General features: G+C 68.1%; 25 protein-coding genes. 12 read left to right on the top strand and 13 right to left on the bottom strand.

Annotated features, from left to right (window positions below; genetic code table 11):
* Positions 1–2: 2 nt before the first annotated feature.
* The 4 genes from EAS64_RS15010 to EAS64_RS14995 form a co-directional block, all read right to left on the bottom strand.
* Positions 3–1,355: an LCP family protein gene (locus tag EAS64_RS15010; protein WP_145853642.1), complete on the bottom strand. Its 1,353-nt coding sequence runs from the start codon at positions 1,353–1,355 to the stop codon at positions 3–5.
* Between the two features lie 83 nt (positions 1,356–1,438).
* On the bottom strand, positions 1,439–1,606 hold the full coding sequence (locus tag EAS64_RS47455) for an NAD-dependent epimerase/dehydratase family protein (protein ID WP_145854757.1): 168 nt from the start codon (positions 1,604–1,606) through the stop codon (positions 1,439–1,441).
* Complete coding sequence (locus EAS64_RS15000) at positions 1,603–2,844, bottom strand: glycosyltransferase family 4 protein (protein ID WP_145853641.1); 1,242 nt, start codon at positions 2,842–2,844, stop codon at positions 1,603–1,605. Before EAS64_RS15000 ends, EAS64_RS47455 begins: the two co-directional genes overlap by 4 nt.
* 1 nt (position 2,845) lies before the next feature.
* Positions 2,846–3,163 (bottom strand): hypothetical protein, encoded by a 318-nt coding sequence (locus tag EAS64_RS14995; protein WP_145853640.1) that lies wholly within the window; start codon positions 3,161–3,163, stop codon positions 2,846–2,848.
* Between the two features lie 973 nt (positions 3,164–4,136).
* Here EAS64_RS14995 and EAS64_RS14990 point away from each other — a divergent pair.
* A complete protein-coding gene (locus EAS64_RS14990; protein WP_145853639.1) occupies positions 4,137–4,352 on the top strand; it encodes a hypothetical protein in 216 nt (71 codons plus the stop codon).
* A gap of 93 nt (positions 4,353–4,445) precedes the next feature.
* On the opposite strand, the gene EAS64_RS14985 is transcribed toward EAS64_RS14990, so the two are convergent.
* On the bottom strand, positions 4,446–5,504 hold the full coding sequence (locus tag EAS64_RS14985; RefSeq protein WP_145853638.1) for a GGDEF domain-containing protein: 1,059 nt from the start codon (positions 5,502–5,504) through the stop codon (positions 4,446–4,448).
* Between the two features lie 201 nt (positions 5,505–5,705).
* Here EAS64_RS14985 and EAS64_RS14980 point away from each other — a divergent pair, with 201 nt between their 5' ends.
* Complete coding sequence (locus EAS64_RS14980) at positions 5,706–6,125, top strand: hypothetical protein (RefSeq protein WP_145853637.1); 420 nt, start codon at positions 5,706–5,708, stop codon at positions 6,123–6,125.
* A 363-nt stretch (positions 6,126–6,488) separates the two neighbouring features.
* Complete coding sequence (locus EAS64_RS14975; protein ID WP_145853636.1) at positions 6,489–9,110, top strand: glycosyl hydrolase; 2,622 nt, start codon at positions 6,489–6,491, stop codon at positions 9,108–9,110.
* Between the two features lie 144 nt (positions 9,111–9,254).
* Here EAS64_RS14975 and EAS64_RS47450 read toward each other — a convergent pair whose 3' ends face one another.
* Genes EAS64_RS47450 through EAS64_RS14960 form a run of 3 tightly spaced genes read right to left on the bottom strand, consistent with a single transcriptional unit; the run spans position 9,255 to position 10,800 of the window.
* Complete coding sequence (locus EAS64_RS47450) at positions 9,255–9,518, bottom strand: DUF6510 family protein (RefSeq protein WP_222849334.1); 264 nt, start codon at positions 9,516–9,518, stop codon at positions 9,255–9,257.
* Entirely contained in the window at positions 9,518–10,183 is a 666-nt protein-coding gene (locus EAS64_RS14965) for a ferredoxin reductase (RefSeq protein ID WP_246115700.1), read from the bottom strand. The genes EAS64_RS47450 and EAS64_RS14965 overlap by 1 nt, the downstream gene beginning before the upstream one ends.
* Positions 10,184–10,230: 47 nt before the next feature.
* Positions 10,231–10,800 carry a sulfite oxidase-like oxidoreductase gene (locus EAS64_RS14960; RefSeq protein WP_439333599.1) on the bottom strand — a complete coding sequence of 190 codons (570 nt, stop codon included), beginning with the start codon at positions 10,798–10,800 and terminating at the stop codon, positions 10,231–10,233.
* A 714-nt stretch (positions 10,801–11,514) separates the two neighbouring features.
* Between EAS64_RS14960 and EAS64_RS14955 the strand changes: the two genes are divergently transcribed.
* Positions 11,515–11,805 (top strand): ScoMcrA-related endonuclease, encoded by a 291-nt coding sequence (locus EAS64_RS14955; protein WP_145853633.1) that lies wholly within the window; start codon positions 11,515–11,517, stop codon positions 11,803–11,805.
* Between the two features lie 19 nt (positions 11,806–11,824).
* Here EAS64_RS14955 and EAS64_RS45875 read toward each other — a convergent pair whose 3' ends face one another.
* On the bottom strand, positions 11,825–12,277 hold the full coding sequence (locus EAS64_RS45875) for a hypothetical protein (protein ID WP_246115699.1): 453 nt from the start codon (positions 12,275–12,277) through the stop codon (positions 11,825–11,827).
* A 305-nt stretch (positions 12,278–12,582) separates the two neighbouring features.
* Here EAS64_RS45875 and EAS64_RS14945 point away from each other — a divergent pair, with 305 nt between their 5' ends.
* The 4 genes from EAS64_RS14945 (at position 12,583) to EAS64_RS14930 (ending at position 15,581) form a co-directional block, all read left to right on the top strand.
* Positions 12,583–13,773: an IS630 family transposase gene (locus EAS64_RS14945; protein ID WP_222849333.1), complete on the top strand. Its 1,191-nt coding sequence runs from the start codon at positions 12,583–12,585 to the stop codon at positions 13,771–13,773.
* A gap of 239 nt (positions 13,774–14,012) precedes the next feature.
* Entirely contained in the window at positions 14,013–14,216 is a 204-nt protein-coding gene (locus EAS64_RS14940; protein WP_145853631.1) for a cold-shock protein, read from the top strand.
* A gap of 181 nt (positions 14,217–14,397) precedes the next feature.
* Positions 14,398–14,700, top strand: a complete 303-nt coding sequence (locus EAS64_RS47950) for a DUF6924 domain-containing protein (RefSeq protein WP_439333598.1) — start codon at positions 14,398–14,400, stop codon at positions 14,698–14,700.
* A 74-nt stretch (positions 14,701–14,774) separates the two neighbouring features.
* A complete protein-coding gene (locus EAS64_RS14930) occupies positions 14,775–15,581 on the top strand; it encodes an aldo/keto reductase (protein WP_187365942.1) in 807 nt (268 codons plus the stop codon).
* A 512-nt stretch (positions 15,582–16,093) separates the two neighbouring features.
* On the opposite strand, the gene EAS64_RS14925 is transcribed toward EAS64_RS14930, so the two are convergent.
* Positions 16,094–16,891: a hypothetical protein gene (locus tag EAS64_RS14925; RefSeq protein ID WP_145853628.1), complete on the bottom strand. Its 798-nt coding sequence runs from the start codon at positions 16,889–16,891 to the stop codon at positions 16,094–16,096.
* 132 nt (positions 16,892–17,023) lie between these two features.
* Here EAS64_RS14925 and EAS64_RS14920 point away from each other — a divergent pair, with 132 nt between their 5' ends.
* From EAS64_RS14920 to EAS64_RS14905, 4 genes are all read left to right on the top strand, one after another.
* Positions 17,024–17,341, top strand: coding sequence for a hypothetical protein (locus EAS64_RS14920; protein ID WP_145853627.1), 318 nt, complete (start codon positions 17,024–17,026; stop codon positions 17,339–17,341).
* Between the two features lie 310 nt (positions 17,342–17,651).
* On the top strand, positions 17,652–18,233 hold the full coding sequence (locus tag EAS64_RS47160) for a KH domain-containing protein (protein WP_145853626.1): 582 nt from the start codon (positions 17,652–17,654) through the stop codon (positions 18,231–18,233).
* Positions 18,234–18,610: 377 nt separating this feature from the next.
* Positions 18,611–19,228 carry a TetR/AcrR family transcriptional regulator gene (locus EAS64_RS14910; RefSeq protein ID WP_145853625.1) on the top strand — a complete coding sequence of 206 codons (618 nt, stop codon included), beginning with the start codon at positions 18,611–18,613 and terminating at the stop codon, positions 19,226–19,228.
* A 457-nt stretch (positions 19,229–19,685) separates the two neighbouring features.
* The gene (locus EAS64_RS14905) at positions 19,686–20,132 is read left to right on the top strand and encodes a hypothetical protein (RefSeq protein WP_145853624.1); all 447 of its coding nucleotides are present in this window, start codon (positions 19,686–19,688) and stop codon (positions 20,130–20,132) included.
* A gap of 522 nt (positions 20,133–20,654) precedes the next feature.
* Here the strand turns inward: EAS64_RS14905 and EAS64_RS14900 are convergent.
* The 3 genes from EAS64_RS14900 to EAS64_RS14890 all read right to left on the bottom strand — a co-directional run bounded on the left by EAS64_RS14900 (position 20,655) and on the right by EAS64_RS14890 (position 22,202).
* Entirely contained in the window at positions 20,655–20,948 is a 294-nt protein-coding gene (locus EAS64_RS14900; protein WP_145853623.1) for a hypothetical protein, read from the bottom strand.
* Between the two features lie 286 nt (positions 20,949–21,234).
* Positions 21,235–21,582, bottom strand: a complete 348-nt coding sequence (locus tag EAS64_RS14895; protein ID WP_222849332.1) for a hypothetical protein — start codon at positions 21,580–21,582, stop codon at positions 21,235–21,237.
* Positions 21,582–22,202 carry an NADPH-dependent F420 reductase gene (locus EAS64_RS14890; protein WP_145853621.1) on the bottom strand — a complete coding sequence of 207 codons (621 nt, stop codon included), beginning with the start codon at positions 22,200–22,202 and terminating at the stop codon, positions 21,582–21,584. The genes EAS64_RS14895 and EAS64_RS14890 overlap by 1 nt, the downstream gene beginning before the upstream one ends.
* Between the last annotated feature and the right edge of the window lie 10 nt (positions 22,203–22,212).

The following is a 22,212-nucleotide window of genomic DNA, read 5'->3' as shown; positions in this document are numbered from 1 at the left end:
GCTCAGCCGGCGCAGATGGACTGGTTGGCGGTGCGCGCCTGGATGGTGGCCGGGGTGGTCTGCGTGCCTGGCGGCGTCCCGCCCTCCGCGGGCGTGGCGGTCGCGGGCGGCGTGCCCGTGGCGGACGGCGTGCCCGTGGCGGACGGCGTGCCCGTGGCGGACGGCGTGCCTGTCGCGGACGGCGTGCCGCCAAGCGGCGCGTCACCGGCGGCCTCGGCGGCGATGCTGGTCGGCGCGGACCGCGTCGGCGATGTCTTTCCCGTCGTCTTCGCGGGCGAATGGGAGCCGAACACCCCGCTCGCCGGCACGTCGTCGCGGAACGACGCGAAGATCTTGCTGGCTTCAGGCTGGGTCCACAGCACGTTGGCGGTGTCGCTTGGCACGACCTCGCCGCGCGGGAAGTTCGGAATCGTGAAGAAGGCGATCTTGCTCGACGGAATGCCGCGCAGCGACTCGCCCAGGTTGTACAGGCCGGTGATCCCGCCAAGCTGGCTGTCGATGGTCAGCGACCTGGTGGCGGCGTCGAGGAAACGGTAGATCGCGAGCGGGTTGAGCAGCTCGCTCTTTACCCTGCTGATCAGCGACGACATGAACGCCTGCTGGCGGCCGATCCGCTCGAGGTCGCTGCCGTCGCCGAGGGAGTACCTGGCGCGGACATAGCCGAGCGCCTGGGTGGGCGTGAGCAAGTGCCTGCCCGCGGTCAGGTGCAGGTTGGAGTTCGGGTCGTTGATCGGGGTGGGATTGCACTCGTAGACGCCGCCGAGCGCGGCGACCATTCCCTTGAAGCCGGTGAAGTTGACCGAGATGAAGTGGTTGATGAAGATGCCGGTGTCCTGCTCAAGCGTCTTCACGGTGCAGGCGATGCCGAGCTCGGTGTGATTGCCGTCCAGGTTGCCGATCGCGAACGCCTCGTTGATCTTGAACTGGGTCGGCTGGGACAGCTGGCCGTCGCCCATCTCGCAGGCGGGAATGTTCACCCACGAGTCTCGCGGTATCGACATCACCTCGGCCCATTTCCTGTCGGCCGGGATATGGATGATCATCAGCGTGTCCGACTGGTCGGTGACCAGGCCGCTGCCGTACGCCTTGCTCAGCCCCTGCCGCGAGTCGGAGCCGATGACCATGATGTTCTCCGCCTGCGGGTGCAGGTTGACCGGCTGCGCGCCGAGCAGGCCGCGGATGTCGTCTTGCCGCAGGTTGGCGTTGAAGTGCCCGAGCATCACGTAGCCGGTGCTGACGACGGCCACGAGCACCAGCGCCAGGCTCGCAGAGCCCCAGATGAGGATCTTCTTGCGTGGCCAGTGACGGAGCCAGTGCCACAGCCACCCCGCGCCTCGCGAGAGCACACTGCGCATACGTCACCCCACCGTTCGATGATCAGGGGACTCCCATACGAACCTTCCCCGCCGAACGGGTAGCCATGCGCGGTTAACGATATTTAACCGTGACATGCCGGACAACACCGGCAGCAAGCGTGGTCCGCGGCAACCCGCCGTGCCGCCGCGGAAGAGCGCGCGAGGGCGACGCACTCGTGCCCGCGCCGTGCCGCCTCGGCAAGCACGTAGCCGCCGAAGAACCCGCTTCCGCCGGTGACCAGGAGCCTCATCGCGTCACGCACGCCAGGTCGAGGATGTTCCGGTACTGCCTCGCGAGCGTCCTGCGGTCATAGTTCTCCTCGACGAAGGCACGGCCGGTCTTGCCCATCAGCTCGCGCAGCTCGCGGTCGGCGGCGAGCGTGGCGATCGCGGCGGCGAGCGACTCGCTGTCCTCGGGCGGCACCACGGCGGCGCCCGCCTCGGCGAGAATCTGCGCCGCCTCGCCCGCCAGCGATCCGATGACCGCCTTGCCCGCGGCCAGGTACTCGAACATCTTGGACGGGATGGACGAGGCGAAAAGCGGCACGTCCCGCAGCGGGACCAGGCAGATGTCCGCCGCCGCGAGCAGCCGGGGCATCTCACCGTTCGGCACGCCAGGCAGCAGCATGGTGTTGCGCAGGCCAAGTTCCTCGACGTGGCTCTCAAGCCGCCGCTTGTCCGCGCCGTCGCCGACGAACGCGAACCGGACGGCCGAGCCGACGGGCCGGCGGGCGACCAGTGCCGCCGCGTCGGCGATCGCCGTGAGATCCTGGGAGATACCGTGCGTGCCCGCGTACAGGACGAGGCAGTCCTCCGGGCCGGCACCGAGCCTGGCACGCCAGCCGCGCTCGGCGCCCTCGGCTACGGCGAACCGCTCGGTGTCCGCCCCGTTGCGGATGGTGTGTACCTTGCTCGCGGGGACACCGCGCCTGATCAGATCGGCGCGGAACCCCTCGCTGACGACAACCACCTGGTCCGCGGCCGCGTACGCGGCGAGCTCGAGACGCTCGAGCACGGCGATGACCCGGCGATTAGTCAGCACGCCGAGTTCCACGAAGGTGGCGGGCCACAGGTCGCGGACGTCCACGACCAAGCGCGCCCGCTTCACCTTGGCAAGCAGCCACCCGGACAGCACGGAGAAGAACGTCGGCGAGGAGACAAGCACCACGTCGGCCGGCCCGGCGGCCCGCCAGCCCAGCAGCACGCTGCTGACCATGAAGCTCAGGTGGCTCAGGCTCTTGCGCACCCCGCCATCGTTGGGCGTGACGTACAGCCAGGTGCGGATGACACGGTAGCCGTTGGCCATCTCCCGGCAGAGCACCGTCCGCCGGTACATCGGCGGCAATACCCCGGTGGGATGGTTGGGCATCCCCGTCAGCACTGTCACGTCGTCGCCGTCGGCTGCCCAGGCCGAGGCGAGCGCTGACAGCCGCGCCTGTGGCGCTCCGGTCTCCGGCGGGAAGTAGTGGGTAACGATGAGCACCTGCACCTTAAGCCTCCCCAGTTGCGAGAAAAAGCGCGGGCGAGCGCCCGGCCAGCCACAGTGCCACCGCCGCGTCCGCGAGGTCGAAAGCCGGGAGCCTGACCGGCGGGACGAGCATCGCCGCCACCGCGGCTGCCCCGGCGGCCTGGAGGACAAGCCGAGACAGCGCCGGCAGGCCGCCCAGGTCGTCGAGCAGCCCGAGCAGACCGGAGAACCCGATCGCGGCCGCGAGCGCGGGCCTGGCGTTGCCGGTCCCTGGCGCGATAAGCACGGCCGCGACAAGGCCGACGGCGATCGGCGCGCCGCCGCCTCGCGGCGTCGGCACAGAGTGCGATGACCGGCCGCCGGGTAGGTCAAGCACCGCGAGCCTGCGCAGCAGCGCTATCGCGAGGGGCTCGGCGGCCGACCTGCAGGTTCCCGCGGATCGACGGCTCGGCCCCAGGCTCAGACATCGGTTCCTCCACAGCTCTCTCCGGTCGGCAACCGGGCCGATCGGAAACTAACAGTACATGAGACGCTACTTAGAGTGATCGGAGACGTGCGATGAAAGCGATTCTTTTGCCGCGCGCAGTCGACCAGGCTCGCCGGGTCCACCGTTTTCCGCCCTCTCGGCCGGATTGTTAACCCTGGTTGACTTGGCTCCCCGTCGCGACCGGTAGCGGAGCGGCCAAATTCACGCCTGGATTAGCGGCGACGCGCCAATCCCTCGTGAAGCACAACCAGAGCAGTGCGATTCCCGCGACGGTTAGCGTAAGCGGCACTATTCCGGCGTTAGCAGCCCGCGCGACTTCTGCGGGCAATGCTGACCTACAACGCGGCGCGCCTGTCGCAGCGCCTGGAACTCGCTGCGTCCCTTTATAGCGATCCAGCCGTACCAGGACCTTGAAACCTACGAGCTGCGTGACCGCTACCGCGAGTACGGATTGGACTGATGACTCTGTCGGCGGAAGACCAGCAGCTCATCGAGAGCATGCGACAGCCCGAATTCAGCATCAAGAGGGGACAGCGCGCCGCCAATGCGATCTTTTACGAGTCACGGCGATACCAGCGCGTGCTAGTTGTCATCGTGACGCTAGTCGTCGCATGCGTGGTGACGGGAATTTTCACCACTGGAGACAGAGTGCATTTCAGCGGGCCGTTCCAATGGCTTGGACCAGTCCTGCTCGTGGCGACCAGCGCCGTCGTCGGCCCGTTGCTTGCCAGAGCCTGTTGCGCACCCGTCCCGGCCAGCGACTGCTCGCCAAGAAGGCGTTCCGGCTCAATCGCAAATATACCGGCGATCTGCATGCCGGCCGCAAATGGATGCAGTTCGCTACCAGGGCGAGGATATTTCGCATTACGTACCGCAGATCTTGTACGTCATCGACAGCGAACAGCGCTTCGACTCGGTGCAGGCGGCGCTTGAGTTCGTAAAGCAACACCATCATGAGAACACGCAGGCCGGGGCGCACGGGTTGCAGCAGTTCGAGGCCGTCGCCGCGCAAACGAATCTCGTGGTGGTGTCCAGTAGGTGACATGGACGCGAACGGCAGGCTGTCACATATCCCGCGACAAGCGTCGGAGGCAAGTCCGGCTGAAGTATCCGACCGGCTCAGCGCTCGCCATGATCAGCTCTGGTAGGCCTCGACTCGGTTCCGCCCGTCCTGCTTTGCCGCGTACAGGGCCGCGTCGGCCTGACCGACGAGCCGGGCTCCGGCATCGGATTCGGGCAAATCGCGGCGGAGCTCGGCGACACCGATGCTGACCGTGAGGGCATGGTCCCAGCCGACGGACTCGGCCGCGATCTGGGCCCGGAGCTGGTCGGCACGGGCCACCGCGTCAGGCAGGGCACAGTCAGTCATGATCAGCATGAACTCTTCGCCGCCGAACCGGGCGGCCAGGTCGCCGCGCCGCGACCCGCCGGAAAGCACCGCGGCCAGCCGGCGCAGCACCTCGTCGCCCGCGTCGTGTCCGGCGGTATCGTTGAGCTGCTTGAACTGGTCGACGTCGATCATCATCAGGGACAGGGCCTTGCCTCGGCGCAGGTGTGCGGCCATCTCGCGGTCCAGCGTGTCCAGTAGTGCCCTCCGGTTGGCCAGGCCGGTCAGGGGATCGGTGCTCGCCTGGCGCGAAAGCTCTCCCACGACCCGGTGCACGCGGCGCTGAAGCGTGATCATGACCCACACCGTCAGTGCCTGCGTCGCTGCCATGGGACCGTAGCTGGTGACGGTGAGATGGGGATCGACCACGCTCGCGGCCACCAGCGAGAGCAGGCTCGCGGTGATGGTGGCCCAGGTCACGGCCTCGCTCAGCAGGCACCCGGCGTACAGGATGGGCCACAGCAGCAGGATCGCGCCGGTGAACGTGGTCGTCCGGGATACCAGCATCGGCAGAGCGATTAGCGTGATCGCAACGAACGGCAGGGACACGGCCGCCCGGGCGTGCAGGCGGTCGCGGGCGGCCAGCAGCGCGATGCCCAGGCCGACGCCCAGCGCGGCACATACGTATCCCACGATCCATGCGGATTCGGGACCGCGCTGCCCCGCAGGCAGTCCGGCACGGTAGAAGGGGGCTGAAACGCCGGCGACCATGCCCCCGAGCACGAACAGGCCCCCTCCGATCCCGAACAAGACAATCCCGGGTGCGGGACCGGTGAGGTCGCGTGAGTTCGTCACTGTCTCGTGCATCTTCTCGATGATGCCCCGATCGTCTGCATTCCAAATGACAGCGGGCCGCCTCTACGCCTGCACATGTGGCTCTGGATCGGCGTCGGCTGGCTCCCGCCGCGCACGATCGAGGCAAGCCATACACTCCTGTACGCGCTCCAAAACAAAGGCAAGTCCCCGCCAGGCATGCCGGCCTGTCTCTGACGTGACGCAGGAGGACGGATGAGCCAGCTCGGACCCGACCCCGGCGCCACCAGGAAACCCCCCTCCTGGCTCGTCTTCGAGGCCGGCGACCCTTGGCTGGAGTTCGGGGTCGGGTTCGAGATGTCGGACTTCGATCGAAGCTACGAGCTGGGCCGGACGTTCATGCCACGGACGAACGGCATCGTGAACGACAAGCAGCTCGAGCAGCGGTACAAGGCGGCGGGGATCGAGCACTTGTTCTTCCTATACTCGGTCACCGATCCAGGCGGGCGGCAGCGGAGCCGGATCACGCGCTACGGAGACCGGGCTTCCGGCACGGGATCGTTCCCCGACGATCCAGCGAGGCCGCTCGGCGAGGACTTCGATGCCTGGCTAGCAGCGCGAGTCAGGGCCGCCCTGGAGAGCTACCGAAGGCTGCCGCCACCAAGCCAAGCGTGAGGCGTCGGCCTGCGTGACCTAAAGCGCGCACTGCACCCCATCAACCTGGACTAACTTAGTGACTGCTGCAGCAGCCACGATTGCCCTTTGAGCCTTCCGGGACCGCGAACTGCGCCAGCCCCGTCGAGCCCGGATTATGGCTACTCAGAGCTAACAAATTCGCCCCGCTCTGGCCCCACGCTAGTCGACTATTGCGGCGAACTTCAGCGAGAAACTGCCGAATGGTTGACGGCGAAGCGAAAAAATTTACACGGAATGCCTACCATTCACCCTTAATTTGTAGGAGCATCTGGACATTCAGCTCGCCGTTGGATCGCGGGATGACAGGGCGGACCCGGGATTCAGGCATCGAATGGAGACCACATGCAACGTCCGAGACACCCCCGTCGACTGCGCGTGATCGGGTCACTCGCAGTCGGCATCGCCGCCGTGACCACGGCGCTCGGGACAGCACAGCCAGGCTGGGCCGCCGCAACCGGAGCGCATCCGCTGCGAGGAGCGGCGGCGCGCCAGTCAGCGCTGCGCGGCTTCCTCAACGCGGGCAGGTCCGGCACGGCCAGCCCGGCCGTCACTCAGACCACTCCGACGAACACCCACCAGGGTGATGACGGTGATCTCATGAACACGATGGCCGCCTACAACGCGGAGCGTACCGCGCCGGCCGGGTACCTGACCGGTGACGCGATCGGCGCCGCCGCGCAGCAGGCCGCGCAGATCCCGTCGACGCCGGGCCAGTGGCAGCAGTTCACCACCCAGCCGTACAACGCCCAGCCGGCCAATTACACTGACCCGTTCTGGTCGAACGTCGGCGCCGGCTTCTCCGTGGTCGGTGGCCGGGTCACGGCGCTGGCGACCACGCGGGACGGTGCCTGGTTCGCGGGCGCGGCTGCCGGCGGCGTGTGGCGCTCCTATGACCAGGGCGCGCACTGGACCCCGGTCACGGACGGCCTTCCCGACATGTCCACTGGCGCCCTCGCGGTCGATCCGGTGGACGGCTCGCTGTGGCTGGGCACCGGCGAGGCCAATGAGTCGCAGGACTCTTACCAGGGCGACGGCGTGTGGGTCAGTACCAACGACGGCAATTCCTGGACGGAGGTGGGCGGCCAGGCCGACCCGATCGGGCCGCGCACGATCTTCCGCATCGCCTTCGACCCGGCCGGCGACGCGTACGCGGCCACGAACAACGGCTTGTTCCGCTGGGACGCGTCCAAGCACCAGTGGTCTGAGGTTCTCGACCCTGCCGGTCCCACTGATTTTCCGCCCTACGACCAGCAGGTGACCGACGTCGCGGTTGTCCCCGGGACGGGCGGCAAGGACGTCATCACCGCGATCGGCTGGCACGGACCGGGCCACACGACCTACAACGGCTTCTATGAGTCGACCAATCACGGACAGTCCTTCAGCGAGGTCACGCCCACCGGAGACATCGTTGCCTCCGACATCGGCCGCACCACCTTTGCCTACTCGGCGGACGGCAGCAAGCTGTACGCGGTCGTCCAGTCGCCCGCCCTGCAGGCGGCCGGCGGCGAGTCCGTGCTCCAGGGCATCTTCCTCGCGTCGAGGACGGGTTCCAGCCCCGCCAGCGTGACCGGCCCCTGGACCAAGATCGGCGACGAGGCCTCACTCGCCGCTTCTGGTTCGGCCCTTGGCGTCGGCTCTGGCTACGGCGTCGGCGTCCAGGCCTGGTATAACCAGGATCTCGCGGTCGACCCGGCTAACCCAAACCATGTATACGCGGGTCTTGAGGAAGTCTTCGACTCCAACAACGCCGGCCAGACCTGGGTGACGGCCAGCCCGTATTGGAACTACCCCTTCGCCTGCGACTCGACGAACACCTGCCCGAACACAACGCACCCCGACCAGCACGCCATGATGATCACCAACGGCAAGATCGTCATCGGCAACGACGGTGGGGTGTACAGCCGGCCGCTGACCGACGGCGCCGAGGACGGCAACTGGGCCGACCTCAACGCCACGCTGCACAACCTGCAGTTCTACGACGCCCGGGCCGGGCAGCTGCCCGGCGGGACCACTCAGGTGGTCGGCGGCCTGCAGGACAACGGCACGATGGTGGACAACACCGCGTTCACCCAAGCGGTCGCGCCAGCGGGCGGTGACGGTTTCGACGTGATCGTCGATCCGGGTAACGCCAACAAGTGGGTCGGCGAGTACACCTACGGCGCGCTGTACACCACCACGGACGGCGGCCACTCGTTCAGCGACTACGCCAGCTTCACCTGCATCGGCCAGGCGACGGTCGGCCAGACGCCGAACGCGAACTGCGACCCGAATCCGCGGTTCGTCATGCCACTCGTCCAGGACCAGAAGAACCCCAACACCTGGATCGGCGGCGGCGAGGACGTATGGGTTTCCAATGACGGCTGGAACACGTCCTGCGCCACCGAGGCGGCCTGCAGCTGGACGCCGGTATACGACACCGGAGCGGGCCACTCGGTCACAGCGCTGTCGTCAGCCGGCAAAGGCAAGGTCATCTACGCCGCGTGGGTCGCTGGCGGCGGAAACCCTGGCCCAGCATTCGCCTCGGGTATCGCCACCAATTACGGCGGCACCTGGCACCAGGTGAACACGGCTGGCCTGCCGGGCCGGTACATCGCCGGCGTCACCGTTGACCCGGCCAACCCGGCCCACGCCTACGCGGTATTCAACGGGTACTCCCGGCGGTTCGTCCCCGGCGGGGGCACCGGCCACGTCTTCGAGACGGGGAACGGCGGCCAGACGTGGACCGACATCTCCGGCAACCTGCCGGACGTCGCCTCCGACGCCCTGGTGCTCGCCCCCGGCACGCTAGCCTTGGCCACCGACGCCGGGGTGTACACCGCCGGCGAGTTCGAAGGCTCCAACACCACGTGGCGCCACCTGGGCTCCGGCCTGCCGAACGTCGCAGTCGATGACCTGACGTCCGGCCCAGGGGGCTATATCTATGCCGCAACGCACGGCCGCGGCGTCTGGCGCTTCAATTTCTAGAACCGTGGCCCCATAGAGAACGGAATCACCGCCCCGCCCCAGACCACCCGTCTGGGGCGGGGCTTCCCCCGCCGCGAGGCGGCTGGGCGAGGCGGAATCCGGATAGCTACGGGAAGCAACTTCGCTTACTGCTCATGCATCAGCTCAGGCGATGGTTCCTACCGTGTCAATCGCGCGCACGCCCATCAAGTCGACGCAGTGAATGCCCCGTATTTGTGTGATGAGTATCAGGACGCCCGTGCAGTGCCTGCAGCGGATAACCGTTCCCGGGCCGTCCAGATAAAGGTCACTCTCGCCGATTGGCCCCGCCGCCCCGCACGAGGCGCACGTCGCGACAGCGGTAGTCATTTCCTGCCCGAAGACCTCATGCAACAGTCCCGCGGCACCATTTCCGTCTAGTTTGTCCATCAGCGTCCTCCCATTCCGCCGAACCGCTCGGTCTTGACCCGGCCGGACTGGTAGCCGAGCGTGACTAGCCCATCGGCCACGATCTCGACGAAGCTTGTCGGCCCGCAAACGAACGCCAGCGGGTTCCTTCCCTCGGGCCACGCGGTCTCGGCCAGCAGCGCGGGGTCGACCCGCCGTGTGTAGCCCGTCCAGCCGGCTGGCTGCTCCCGGGTCAGGCTGTAGAAGACCTCCACGCCATCGCGGTGGGCGGCAAGCTCGTCGCGGTAGATGAGATCAGCGGAAGTGCGGGCCGAATAGAGCAGCCGGACCGGGACATCGCCGCCGGTGCGCTCGCGCTCGCGCAGGATGGCCCGGAGCGGGACGATGCCCGAGCCGCCGCCAACGAGCATCAGCGGGCCGCCGTCACCCTTCTCCCACACGAAATAGCCGCCGACCGGGCCGCGCAGTTCCAGCTGGTCGCCCACGCGCAACTCGTCGGTGAGGTAAGGGGATACTTCGCCGTCGTCGAGCCGCTCCACCGCGATGGCCACCTGCTCGCCGGCGGCCGACGCGATCGAGTACGACCTCTCCGCGCTGTAGCCGTCCTCAGCCGTCAGCTTGACGTCCAAGTGCTGCCCGGCCCGGTGGCCCGGCCAGAACGGGACATCCAGTTCGATGGTGCGCACGGACGGCGTCTCCCGCCGCGCCGCGGTGACTGTCGCGACTTGCCAGGTCAATCGCCCTGGTACCGCTGTTCCTTCCATGGATCTCCGTACATGTGGTAACCGTAGGTCTCCCAGAATCCCGGCTGGTCCTCGTCCATAAGCTCCAGACCCCGGACCCACTTGGCGCTCTTCCAGAAGTACAGGTGAGGGACCAGCAGCCGAGCCGGGCCGCCGTGCTCAGGCGCGAGCGGTATGCCCCCGTAGCCGAAGGCCACCCACGCCTTGCCGCCCCTGACGTCCTCCGCAGGCAGGTTGGTGGTATAGCCGCCATCGCTGAATGCCATGACGTACCGTGCGTCGTCCTCAACCTGACCCAGCAGGGTGTCGACGGAAACTCCACGCCATTCGGTCCCCAGCTTGGACCAGCGCGTCACGCAGTGGATGTCAACGGTCACGGCTTCCGCGGGCAGGTCCTGGAGTTCTTCCCAGCTCCAGGACTTCAGCGTCTCGCCGCCCTTCCGGACGGAAAAGGTCCATTCCGCCAGCGGGGTGCGAGGGGTCGGCCCTGCCGACAGCACAGGAAAGCCGTCGGTCACGTACTGCCCCGGCGGCACCCGGTCCACAGCGCCGTCGGGCACGGTATGGCGCCGTCGGAATCCATGGGATATCGGACTCATTCTGGTCATTCCCCTCTCGCCTCAGCCCTGGCCATCGGGTAAGGAGATACCTCCTGCCAATCAGCCTGGACTGTGTCCAGCCGGGCCCCAGCTCCTCCTAACGCGCCGCCGCGCACCGTCCGACCAGACAGATAGTGACATCTCATGGCGCGGCAAAGCGGAACTAGCATATCCCTTTGTGTTCTTGGCTTCTCAGTCAGGGCAATGATTACGATTGCAATTAACATTTGCGACAAGCAAATGCTAATTGCATCAATCGAGGCTTTTCGGGTCAGCGAGGTGGGGAGAGAGGTCGCAGATCGTCGCCGTCATGTAAGCGGTGCGGTCGCGGGTCCGCTTTCCGATTCGGGACGTCGATCGCCCGGCCGAGCGCGCCCGGGCCCACAGCCTGCTGGCCCCGTCTGGTCCCGACCCTGACCCGGCCACGCCCCGTTCTGCCGCCGATCTGAGCCCCCCGGAGTCTGCAGGAAAATCATCCCGATCGGGCGATGGCCGCTCATCCCGACCGCGGCGACGCTTTAGACACGGGGTCGCGAGCGGGAGGGAGCGGGAGACAGGGATGAGGCAGGTGATCGCCGGAGAACTGACGGCGGGCTGGCCTACGCCGTGACCGGTGCCGCGACGGACCTGTCATGCCCGCGACCAGCGGCAGCCCAAAGAGGAGCGAACACCGCCATGACCGTGAGCTGGAACCGCGGCACTCACGCGGACGTGCTGCGCGCGATCGGAGAATACGACCGGCTCGGATCAGAGGCCTTCTTCGCCGCCCACGGCTTCGCCCCGACCACGACGTACGACCTGATCTGGGACGACAAGAGTTACCCGCCCAAGGCCATCCTCGGCACCGCCTACGAGCTCGCCACCGGCCAGCAGCTGGCCTCGGGTGAGTTCGAAGGCGGGAAGTCCGGTGCGGTCAAGGTGCTCGGGCAGCTCGGGTTCTCGGTCCGGCCGCGGTCGGCTGGCTGACGGGGCTCCCGTCAAAGCACTACGGCTCGTCCGCCAGACCGGTGACAGGCTCTATGCGGGGACACTGCTCACCAACCTCAGTGACTACGAACTGTGGATAGGGGACTTCGACGCCGCCCGCCGCCACCTCGCCGAGTCGATCGACATCGCCCGCACGCTCGACGCCCGGCATAGTGCCGTTATCGCTACCTTCAACCTGGGCCTGACCGAGTACCTTGACGGCTCGCCGGTCGCGGCCGAGGCTCTGTTCGCCGAAGCACTCGACCTGGCCAGACGCATGGGGATGAAACGGCACGCCGCGTACGCGCTGCTCGGCCTCGCGCTGGCCGGCCGTGGTGAGTCCGACCCACGGCGCGCCCTCGACCCAGCCCAGGTTCTGGCGGCGCTCGGGCGCCCGGACGCAGCGGCCGGGCGGCTTCACGTGGACGCCGCCGTACCGGGTGACGCAATGGCGGTGCCTCTCCCGCTCCATCTACGATATAGCTTGAAGAGGTATTCGGCATCCATCGATTTACGTTCCATTCCGCTATAGCGTACACTTCTCAACCGACCTAAGGTACGGCCGTGAGCGGTTCGTCACGTAATGGCGTTCTCGCCCAAAGAGTCGAACGAGGATCAATCGCCATTAACGATGGGCTGAGCGTTCTCTGGAGCTTATTGATGAGCATGGCCAGGATGTATCTTCAGCTCATAGCGATATAGGCGGTGCACCCCAAGAAAATCGTGCTTCAAGTAGCGGTGCTCGATATAGTGCCGTAACAAGTTAGGTTCGCCCGGTTGAGTTTTGCCGGCGTGGTGCTGTGCCCGCTGGTCCTGATCCGGGAGACTTGGCCGGTGGCGGAACGGCTGCGGGTGCGTGAGATCGATGATGATGAGGGCCGGCGCCTGGTGCGGATCGTGCGCCGGGGTACGGGTTCGGTGGTGACCTGGCGCCGGGCGCAGATGGTGCTGCTGTCGGCTCAGGGCATGGACGTGCCGGCGATCGCGAAAGTCGCCTTCACCAGCGAGGACCGGGTGCGGGACGTGATCCGCAACTTCAACGCCGACGGGTTCGGTTCGCTGTACCCGAAGTACAAAGGCGGCCGGCCGCCGAAGTTCACGCTCCCGCAGCGGCGGGAGATCAAGAAGATCGCCAGGTCCAAGCCTGCTGAGCATGGCCTGCCGTTCTCGGCCTGGAGCCTGTCGAAGCTGGCGGAGTTCCTGGTGGCTGAGGGGGTGGTCGACGACATCAGCCACGAGGGCCTGCGCATGCTGCTCCGCGAGGAGGGCGTCACCTTTCAACGGATAAAGACCTGGAAAGCTTCGAAGGACCCGGACTACGAGGCGAAGAAGGCCCGGGTGGAGCACCTGTACGCGATCGCCGACCGTGAGGTGGTCCCTGAGGCGGGAGAACCGGAGGTCATCTTCTGCATGGACGAGTTCGGTCCGCTGAACCTCCAGCCGCGGCCCGGCCGGCAGTGGGCCGCGGTCAGCGGCAAGGGGAAAGAGCCCGGCCGGGCGCCGCGGCCGCGGATGCGCGCCACCTACACCCGCACCGAGGGCGTGCGGCACCTGCTCGCCGCCTACGAACTGGGAGAGGACAAGCTGTTCGGGCACGTCAAGCCGCGCAAGACCCGGACCCGGTTCCTGGAATTCTGCCGCTACCTGCGGACCCTCTACCCGCCTGCCGTGCGTATCGCGATCATCTGCGACAACTTCAGCCCCCACCTGACCACCGCCAAGGACGGCCGCGTCGGGGCCTGGGCCAGCGCGAACAACGTTGAGATCGCCTACACGCCGACCAATTCCTCGTGGCTGAACCGGATAGAGGCCCAGTTCACAGCGCTGCGCTACTTCGCCCTCGACGGCACCGACCACGCCAGCCATAAAGACCAGGCCAGCATGATCCGCAGGTACATCATCTGGCGCAACAACCACGCCTACGACGAACGGCTACGCCGAATCGTCAACCGGGCAAACGTAGCCTGAAACGGCAATAGTTTCCGTTAACAACTCGATGTGAGGCAAACGGCACTTATCGGCGCCGGCTCCCGGCAGGTGGCGGAGCAGTGCTCGACGCGGACGGGGTGTTGGGCTGACCTGGCAGCTAACTTGGTGTTGCGGAAGACCGGGAATGAGGTGGACCCCGCGGTGGGAGCCAGGACAGGTAAACTCGCAGCCGACGCGGCAGGCCGCGTCGCGGCATAGTGGATAGAGGACGTGGACTGATGGCAACAGGGACAGTGAAGTGGTTCAACGCCGATAAGGGCTTTGGTTTCATCGCCCCCGATGACGGGACGGCGGACGTTTTCGTGCATTTCTCTGCGATCTCAAGCTCCGGCTACAGGTCGCTGGATGAGAACCAGAAGGTCGAGTTCGACACGACCCAGGGGCAGAAGGGGCCGCAGGCGGAGAACGTCCGTCCGCTCTGAGGCATAGCGCGCCGTGTCGCCGCCACGGCGCGCTGGCCGGGACAGGCGGGCCCTTGCGGAGAGACTTCTAGCGCGCCCACCGTCGGCTCTGGCGTGCCGGCGGCGGCTCAGAGCGCGAACCGCGGGAGGCGCCTGTCACGCGTCGGCCAACGGCGGCTGATGTCCCTTGGGCGGATTACAGGTGCGCGTGCCAGTGGACCTGGCAGGCTCTGTCCATGGGCATGCTGCCGAAGCTGAGCGGGTCAGAACTCGTGCGCACCGACTTCACCGGCAGCACCGCCTGGAAGCAGGCGAGCACCCAGGCGCAGCAGGAAACGCCGACGGCTTCCGCGCCTATATCGAGCCGGTCAGCGATCCCGCGTTCGACGGCCTCTCCTGGGAGGCGGTGAAAGCGGCGGTACCCGCAGACGATGATGCGGTGGTTGACCCAGCGCGCGTAAGGCGGATCACGAGCCATCTTCCGCGCATGGCCGGGGGTTGGTGAGCCCAGCTGGTTGACCTGGGATCGTGTGCGGGCATGATCGGACTGGGGACCCGGCTAAGCGGAGGGCGGCGGGATTGGAGAACAGGAGCCTGGGCAAGGGCCGGGTCAGCCTGCCGGTGGTCGGGCTGGGCACCTGGCGGCGGCTGGAAGCCGCCGCCGCGGCCGGCCGGGAAGGGGAGCTCGTCGAGGCCGCCATCGCGGCTGGTGTCCGGGTCATCGACACCTCGCCTATGTACGGCCAGGCCGAGCAGCTGCTGTCCGACGCGCTGGGCGGCCACCGCGAGCAGGTCTTCGTCGCCGACAAGGTCTGGACTGCCTCGGCGGCCGACGGCGCGGCGCAGCTGTCCCGGGCGGTGAACTGGTACGGCGGCCGGGTCGACCTGATGCAGATCCACAACCTGGTGGCCTGGCAGGCGCACCTGCCCATGCTCGAGGCCGCCCGGGACCGCGGGCTGGTCGGCCTGATCGGCGCCACGCACTACTCGCCAGCCGCTTTCGCCGAGCTCGCCGAGGTCATGCGCACCGGCCGCATCGACGCCGTCCAAGTGCCCTACAACCCGGCTCACCGGGAGGTCGAGCGGACCATCTTGCCGCTGGCCGACGACCTCGGCCTCGGCGTCCTGCTGATGCGCCCCCTCGGCGAGGGGCAGCTCATGCGCCGGCCGCCCGGCCCCGCCGACCTCGCGCCGCTGCGACCCTTCGGCGTCACCACCTGGGCTCAGGCCCTGCTCAAATGGGGCCTGAGCGACCCGCGGGTGCACGTCTCCCTGACCGCCACTTCCCAGCCAGGCCGGCTCACGGAGAACGCCGCCGCAGGGTCACCGCCGTGGTTCGGAGCACAAGAGCGGGCCCACGTGCTGCGCCTGGCCACCGCCCGCTGAACCAGCCCGGCAGCCGCCTGCCCGAGCGAGGACCACGGCCCACGGGCGGTCGGCGGATGATCACCGAGGCTGATCGGGGCCCTGCAGGAAGCGGCCGCAGGTCAGCGCCTGGCGTCGGCCGCGAACAGCCCGACGGCCCCGGGCAGCTACCCGCTGACCAGCGCAACCGCCGCGACCGGCGTCCGGGACCTCCGCGACTGGCTTCATGCCGCCAGTCTGCCAGTCGCCGACCGTTCGAAACGCCGACCGACCGAGTTCCCTATCGCCGAATCTTTCGTTGTCCGCCACCTTGGCTCGTGCGCAATCACCGGGTGCAGATCGACCTGTCCTGTGCGCGGCGGACGATTGGCCAGTCCTGGCCGTCTCAGTGTTTGGTGACTGGCTGCAGAGGCGGCCAGCTGCGTGACGGCTGGGCGAACGCCGTCATCGCCGCGCCGGTTCAGTTCGCGCTGGACATGTGAGCGATGCTCGTGGTGGCCGTGCCCGGGCGGAACTCGCCGCGCGTTGCCGGCTTATCTGGTGCCGTGCCACACCCCTGGCTCCCTCGGCCGGGTGAGTCGTGCGGGCACGAGATAGTGAACCGGGCTGGCGCTGTTGCCCGCCACGGAGAGGTCCAGTCTGCCGGCCAGCGGGTAGGCGAAGCCGCCAAGGTAGTACCGCTGTCCGCATGCGGTCACGGGAAGGATCGGTACGTCGATCTCGAATCCGCCGGTGCGACCTGGATCAGCCGATGCCGCTCCTGGGGCGTCAAGCTGCAGCAGGGCAACGCCCACACCCGGTGATCGCGCGCCGAGGGCGATGAACGCCAGGTCGCCGGCCGGGGTCTGCAATGCCGGGTGAGGTGATATCGGGTACGCATCGGTGATCGTGCCGTACAGGTACAGCAATACCGCTGCGGTGCACCGCTGTCCGGGCCGCGCGACGTCCCGCACCGTGAGCTCCCAGCCGCTGTTCCCGGCCACGCCGCTTCCGGCGACACCGCCAGCGATCATGCCGCCAGGCGTTCCTGTGCCAGACCCGGGCATCGGCCAGTTGGCGATGTTGAGTGAGGCAGCCCAGGCCTGGGTCGGCACCGCGCCGGGCGCGGGGGGCTCGGGCCGGGCATGGCTGGCAGTGACTCCGCTGGGATGCGGAGCTGCGGCATGCCGCTGCGAAGACAACATCGATGCCACCGTGATGACGCCGGCCAGCGCGAACACGCCGGCAGCCACGACGTACCACCACAGGTGGCGACGCCTCAGGCCTTCACCAGCCGTGCCGATGATGTCCTGTTCCGGACCGCCCTCGCCCTCGGGCCGCAAGGGGAACATTCGCAATCACCCCTCCGGAAACATTAGCCCGGGTGAGCCGATGAATGAAGGACTGCGCAGGCCCGCGAGGAGCTTCATTCCCAGCGCAGAACATGCTGCGCTGCGTGGACGACGGATCCTGCCCCGTGCCACATGCTGCGCATAGCGGCGGCTACTTGCGCTCCCGTCCGCCAGCGGCTGGCCGCCTGGCTTGACGAGCGCGCCCGCCGCTGGCCCGCCACCGTCAACCCGCACCTGTTCATCGACTGGTACACCGCCGTGCGCGAATCCCCGGTCAGCAGCAGCTGGATCACCCACACCCTCGGCACCTCCCCCCAGGCCGTCCCCGAGGACCGCATCCTGCACGAGGCCTCGGCAACCGGCGGAGACATCCGACGGCTCTGCGACCTGTTCGGCCTTACCGTCGGCGGCGCCGAGCCCTACGCCCGCCCTGCCGAAACCGGCCGGTAGCGCCACGAGTCCCATGCGGTCTCAGGCCAAGGCACAGAGAACTGGCCGTTCGCAGGCACCCAGGGCGCGATGCCGGGCCTAAGACCACGCCGACGGCCGGAACCGGTGCGGGATGCCCTGGTTTGAGGTGCCGGGGATGCTGGGTAGCCTGGCTGGTGGCAGGAGCGCCTGCCGCACTCCGAGCTGGCCGCGGCCCGCGCCCGCGGCGGCGGTGAGGACAAGGGCCGCTGGTTCGCGCTGTCGTGTACGACCGGTCACTGCCAAGCCAGGCGATCAGGGCGCGGGGCAGCATCGCCGCGAAGGACATGGCGTGACTGACGACAGCGCGTTCAAGAAGCAGGTCCGCGCCCGGATGGCCGAGACCGGGGAGAACTACACCACCGCCCGCCGCAATGTCATCGCGGAGCAGGACCCCGGCGAGCCGCCGGCGGCGCTGCGGGTGTACCTGAACCCGCATGTGGACCTGGAGGTGGCCGCCGCAACGGCCCGGGCGTACGAGGCCGCTGATGAGCAGGGCCGGCGGGAGATGGCGAGCCGCCTGTTGGCGGACCACATCGAGGTGGCCGGGTCCGGGGAGGCCGGGGTCGCCGCCGGGTCGGAGATCCGGACGGTCCAGGAGCTGCTTATCGAGGAGATCGGTGACCTGGTACGCCGGCGGATAGGACAGGCGGCGGGGGTGTCCGCGGTGTCGGTCGGCGGGGACTTGGACCACGTCTGGGTTAGCATCCGCGCCGCCCGGCCGGGCGTGGTAATCGGCCATGGCCATGCGGAGGCCGACCGGCTCTGCGCTGAGCTGGAGGAGCTGACCGGCAAGCCGGTACGGCTGAGCATGGGCGATCCTGACCCGCGGGAGGGGCCGGAGGACACAGGGTCCGGGCATACTGCGGACTGAGGACCGCACTACACGTCCGGGTCCTCGGGTTCCCGGCCGGCGGCGCTTCGGAATTCGTGAACTCACGGAAGACCCGTGAGCCGACGATGACATGCGCGACCGCAGTAAACCTGATGAGCAGCACGAAACCGGCAGCAGCGCAACGAGCGGAAGCGACATCGCCCGGTCGCGCCTGGCTGCGGCCCTTGCGTCGGCGCGTCGCCTCGCCCGGATGGCCCCGGGCCTGGCCGTGAGGCTGGCCCTCACCCTCGCGGCCTGCATTCCGGCGAGGGTAAGGGCCGGCACAGGCCCCGACGTGCTCGAAGCATGGTCTGGACGACACCGCCAGCCTCAAATACTTGTTGGCTAGATGACAAGTATGTTATAGCCTCATATCCATGACCACCACCGACCGCCGCACCCAGCAGCAGCGCCGCGACCAGGCCGAAGCCGCGCTGCTCAATGCCGCCGCCGAACTGGTCGTCGAGCAGGGGGTGCACTCGCTGACGCTGGCGCGCGTCGGCGAGCGGGCCCGGTACAGCCGCGGGCTCGTCACCCACTACTTCGGGTCCAAGCAGGCGCTCCTCCAGCGCCTTGCCCAAGCGACCCAAAGCGGGTTCGTGCCCGGGCTCGACGGCATGCCACCCGGCCTTGACCGGCTCTTGCGCGTGATCGACGGGTACATCGGGGCGCTCAGCCAGCTGAGGATGCCGAACCGGGCATTCCTGCTGCTGTGGGCCGAGGCGGCGACGGCGGCAGACCTGGCCCGGATCTTCCGCGAACGGGACGAGGCATTCCGCGCCGACCTGCGCGAGGACGTCACCGCAGGAATCGCCGACGGCACCATCCGGCCGGACGTCACCGCCGAGGAGACCGCGGTCGCCGTCCTCGCACAGCTCCGCGGAATCGGACTGCAACGGCTTGTCGATTCCCCGGCCGTCGACACCGAACGACTGCGCCACTCGGTCACCGAGCACTGGCGCCGGGCGCTGGCCCTCGCGCAGCCTCCCGCATAGCGGCGGCCGCGGGCGCCACGCAGGGGCCCCGCAGAACAGCCGGTTATCCCTCAAGCCACGGGTCCATGATCAGTCCATGACCGCCAATCCCCCCATAAAATCGGGCGGCTCAGTGTCAGTACGCGCACCGAATCCGACCGCCAATCACGAAACGTAACCGCGCTACTGACCCTCCGACGCAGCCGAATAACGCCCGAACGCCGAATATTCGCGCTCGCCCGCCGAGAGATAACAAGAACGCAGGGAGCGCATATTGGCTGTTACGGGGGTGCAGTACCGGCCCGGCCGCTGTCGGAGCCTGCGGCGCGAAGGCGGCCGCGAAGCGGCTGACCTGCCACCGCCAGGCCAGGACGCGGTCGCCGGACGCCGCGCCAGCTGTCCCCGGTCAGGACCAACGGCCCTGCCCGGAGAGCAGGCCCGAATGCTTAATGAGACGGTACGCAGTTGGAGGTGGATCATGAAGCAGCGGGCGTCCAGAAGCGAATGGCTTTCGCCGCACAGGTCCGGGCACCGTCCACGGCTGCTGATCGAGGATGACCGGCCAGCCCTGGCGATCTCGGATTTCTCCCTGTTCCATGACGCGGGGTTCGACGTCGCGTTCTGCTCCGGCCCGGGTGAGGACCCGCATGCGTGCCCGGTCATGCACGGGCAGGCGTGCCCGCTGCCCGCGGCGGCGGACGTGGTGCTGCACGGGCTCGATCCCGCGCTGGGCATCGCCGCGGCCATCCGGCGCCAGTGCCCGCAGCTCCCGGTGGTCATCGAGCAGCGCCGCGACGAGGACGGCAGCGCCGGCGAGGTGCCGGACGGATGCCTGCCGCTGCGCTACGCAAGCTCGGTCAGCGGCCAGGTAGCCGCCGTGCGCCGGGCGCTGGCGGCCGCGGCCAGCCGGGCGGGCACGGACTAGCATCCCCCTACGGCTCTCCTTCACGGTCACGCGATTCCCTCTCGTCCCGGGGCGGGCGGACCAGTTCGCCTGCGCTCTGGCCCCGCCGGGCGCCGGCAGGCGCACCGTGCGGCGGTACGCGCTGCACGGCCTCAGGCTGAACCGCCCGACCGTCCCGCCCGGCACCGATCACTCAAACGCAACTCAAAACTGCACCTGCGGACCCTGCGGACCTGCCGACTATTTGTCGTTGGTCGCCGCGCTGGCCCGGCATGTGCCCTAGCGCAGATCATCTCGGTATGCGTCGAGCGGTATGCCCTGGCAAGGCGATGGCTGGCCGGATAAAACGGTCGCGTGCGGGGGCGGCACCTTAGCCTGCCTGTGGCGGCCTCATGCCGCCGTCATCGCAGGGTCTGCCCCGCGTCATGCCAGGGAGGACAGGATCGCCGTTTCCCCGGACTCGCGCTGAGTTCTGGGCGCTGGTCACGAGCCTGCTTCACCGGGACCCGCGCCGCTGGAACGCGACGGTGCGCGGTGCCGCTCTCAGTCACCGGATGGTCGGAAGTGGCGCAGGATCCGGCTGGCGTAGTAGTTCTCCCAGGGGTCACCTGGCGCCTCGGCCGTGTACTGCTTGTCGAGGCTGACAAGCAGGTAGGTCAGCTCGCTGGGCACGGGTTTGCCGTCCAGCAGGTCCGTCAGCTCCGACAGGTTGATGAGCCACCACGTGTACCAGGAAGCCCAGTCGTCGTCGGCTCCGTCGATGATCCGGAAAACGCGATGGTGGGTCTCGCCCGCCTCGTGCAGCAAGGCGCCGATCTGTTCCAGTGTGTCCGTCACGTGATTCCCCCTCGCCGCTGGCAGCGGCCTCAAGGTCATCATGGCCACGCGGGCTGTCCCGTAACCGGGCAGCGGTAACACCGCGCTCCTCGTGGCAAGCCCTAGCTCGGTCTCCGAGCGTGCCGGCCGTCCGCTCATCGGCATGAGCGGGCGTTAGGTCGCCCGGCCGACGGAGGCAACTGGCATACAGATTGCCCTGATCTGGACGTCGCGGACCGTCGCTGCCACGCGACGGGGTTCGCGCTATATCGGCGGATATTTCGCGCTGCTTGTCGGGGCGGTCCCGTCAGGCAGCGCGTCGAACCTCGGAGATCGCAGCCGAATGTCCACGGGGTGCGGTCGCCTGCGCGCTGTTGAGCGCGGCCAGGTATGCGCGTACCCGCTGGGCCCGCGGCTGACCCACGTGCAACCGTGCGCGGATGACGCGCACCGATGGCACGCGACCGGCCGCTAGCTCGACCGCGAATACCTGTGAGGCCAGCACCTGCAACGGATCGTTATCAGGCATGCACTCAGGCGCCCCGTCCATGGCCATGCCGGCTGCGGGCAGCTGGGCAGAACGGATGACCATCATGAGCAGCTCGTAGGAACCGACCAGCGCGACCGCCGGCCACGCGGCCACCGCCGCACCCATCAGCCAGAGACGTTGACGCCGAGGTCGATGTTGAACCCTGCGCCGTGGCGGGCCAGGCCCATCAGCAGCGGGCCCACTCCCTCCAGCCAGTGCGCCATCGCCAGGTCTCCTGTGTCCAGCGGGCGCAGCCCGAGGCTCTCGATGAACGCCGACACGCTCGCCTTGGCGTCCGCGTCGTCGCCTGCGATGAGCACGTCCAGCGGGCGGCCCTGGGCCAGGACGTGGCCGAAGACGGTGTTGAACGCCTTTACGACGTGCGCGCCCGCCGGGGCGGCCATGGCGATCTCCTGCGCGCCGGAAATGCCGTCAGGGGTGACCAGCGCGGTGGCGTCGGCGTTGAAGGTGTTGGAGATGTCGATGATGACCTTGCCGGCCAGCACGTCCCCGTACTGGGCGACGACCGGCACGGCGCTGGCGTACGGGACGGCCACGATGACGATGTCGCCCAGCGGCGTTGCGCCGAACGTGCCGGCGGTGGCTCCGTTGCCGATCTTGTCGGCGAGTGCATGAGCCTTGGCGGTGTCGCGGCTCATGACCTCGATGGTGTGGCCGTGCTTCGCCGCCCGGGTGCCGATGGCGGTGGCCATGTTGCCCGAGCCGATGATGCTGATGGTGGTCATGATGAATGTC

Origin of the sequence: Trebonia kvetii (genome assembly GCF_007827045.1) — a bacterium.
Lineage (GTDB): Bacteria > Actinomycetota > Actinomycetes > Streptosporangiales > Streptosporangiaceae > Trebonia > Trebonia kvetii.
Note: the sequence above shows the minus strand (reverse complement) of the source record. Positions and strands in the feature narration are given on the sequence as shown.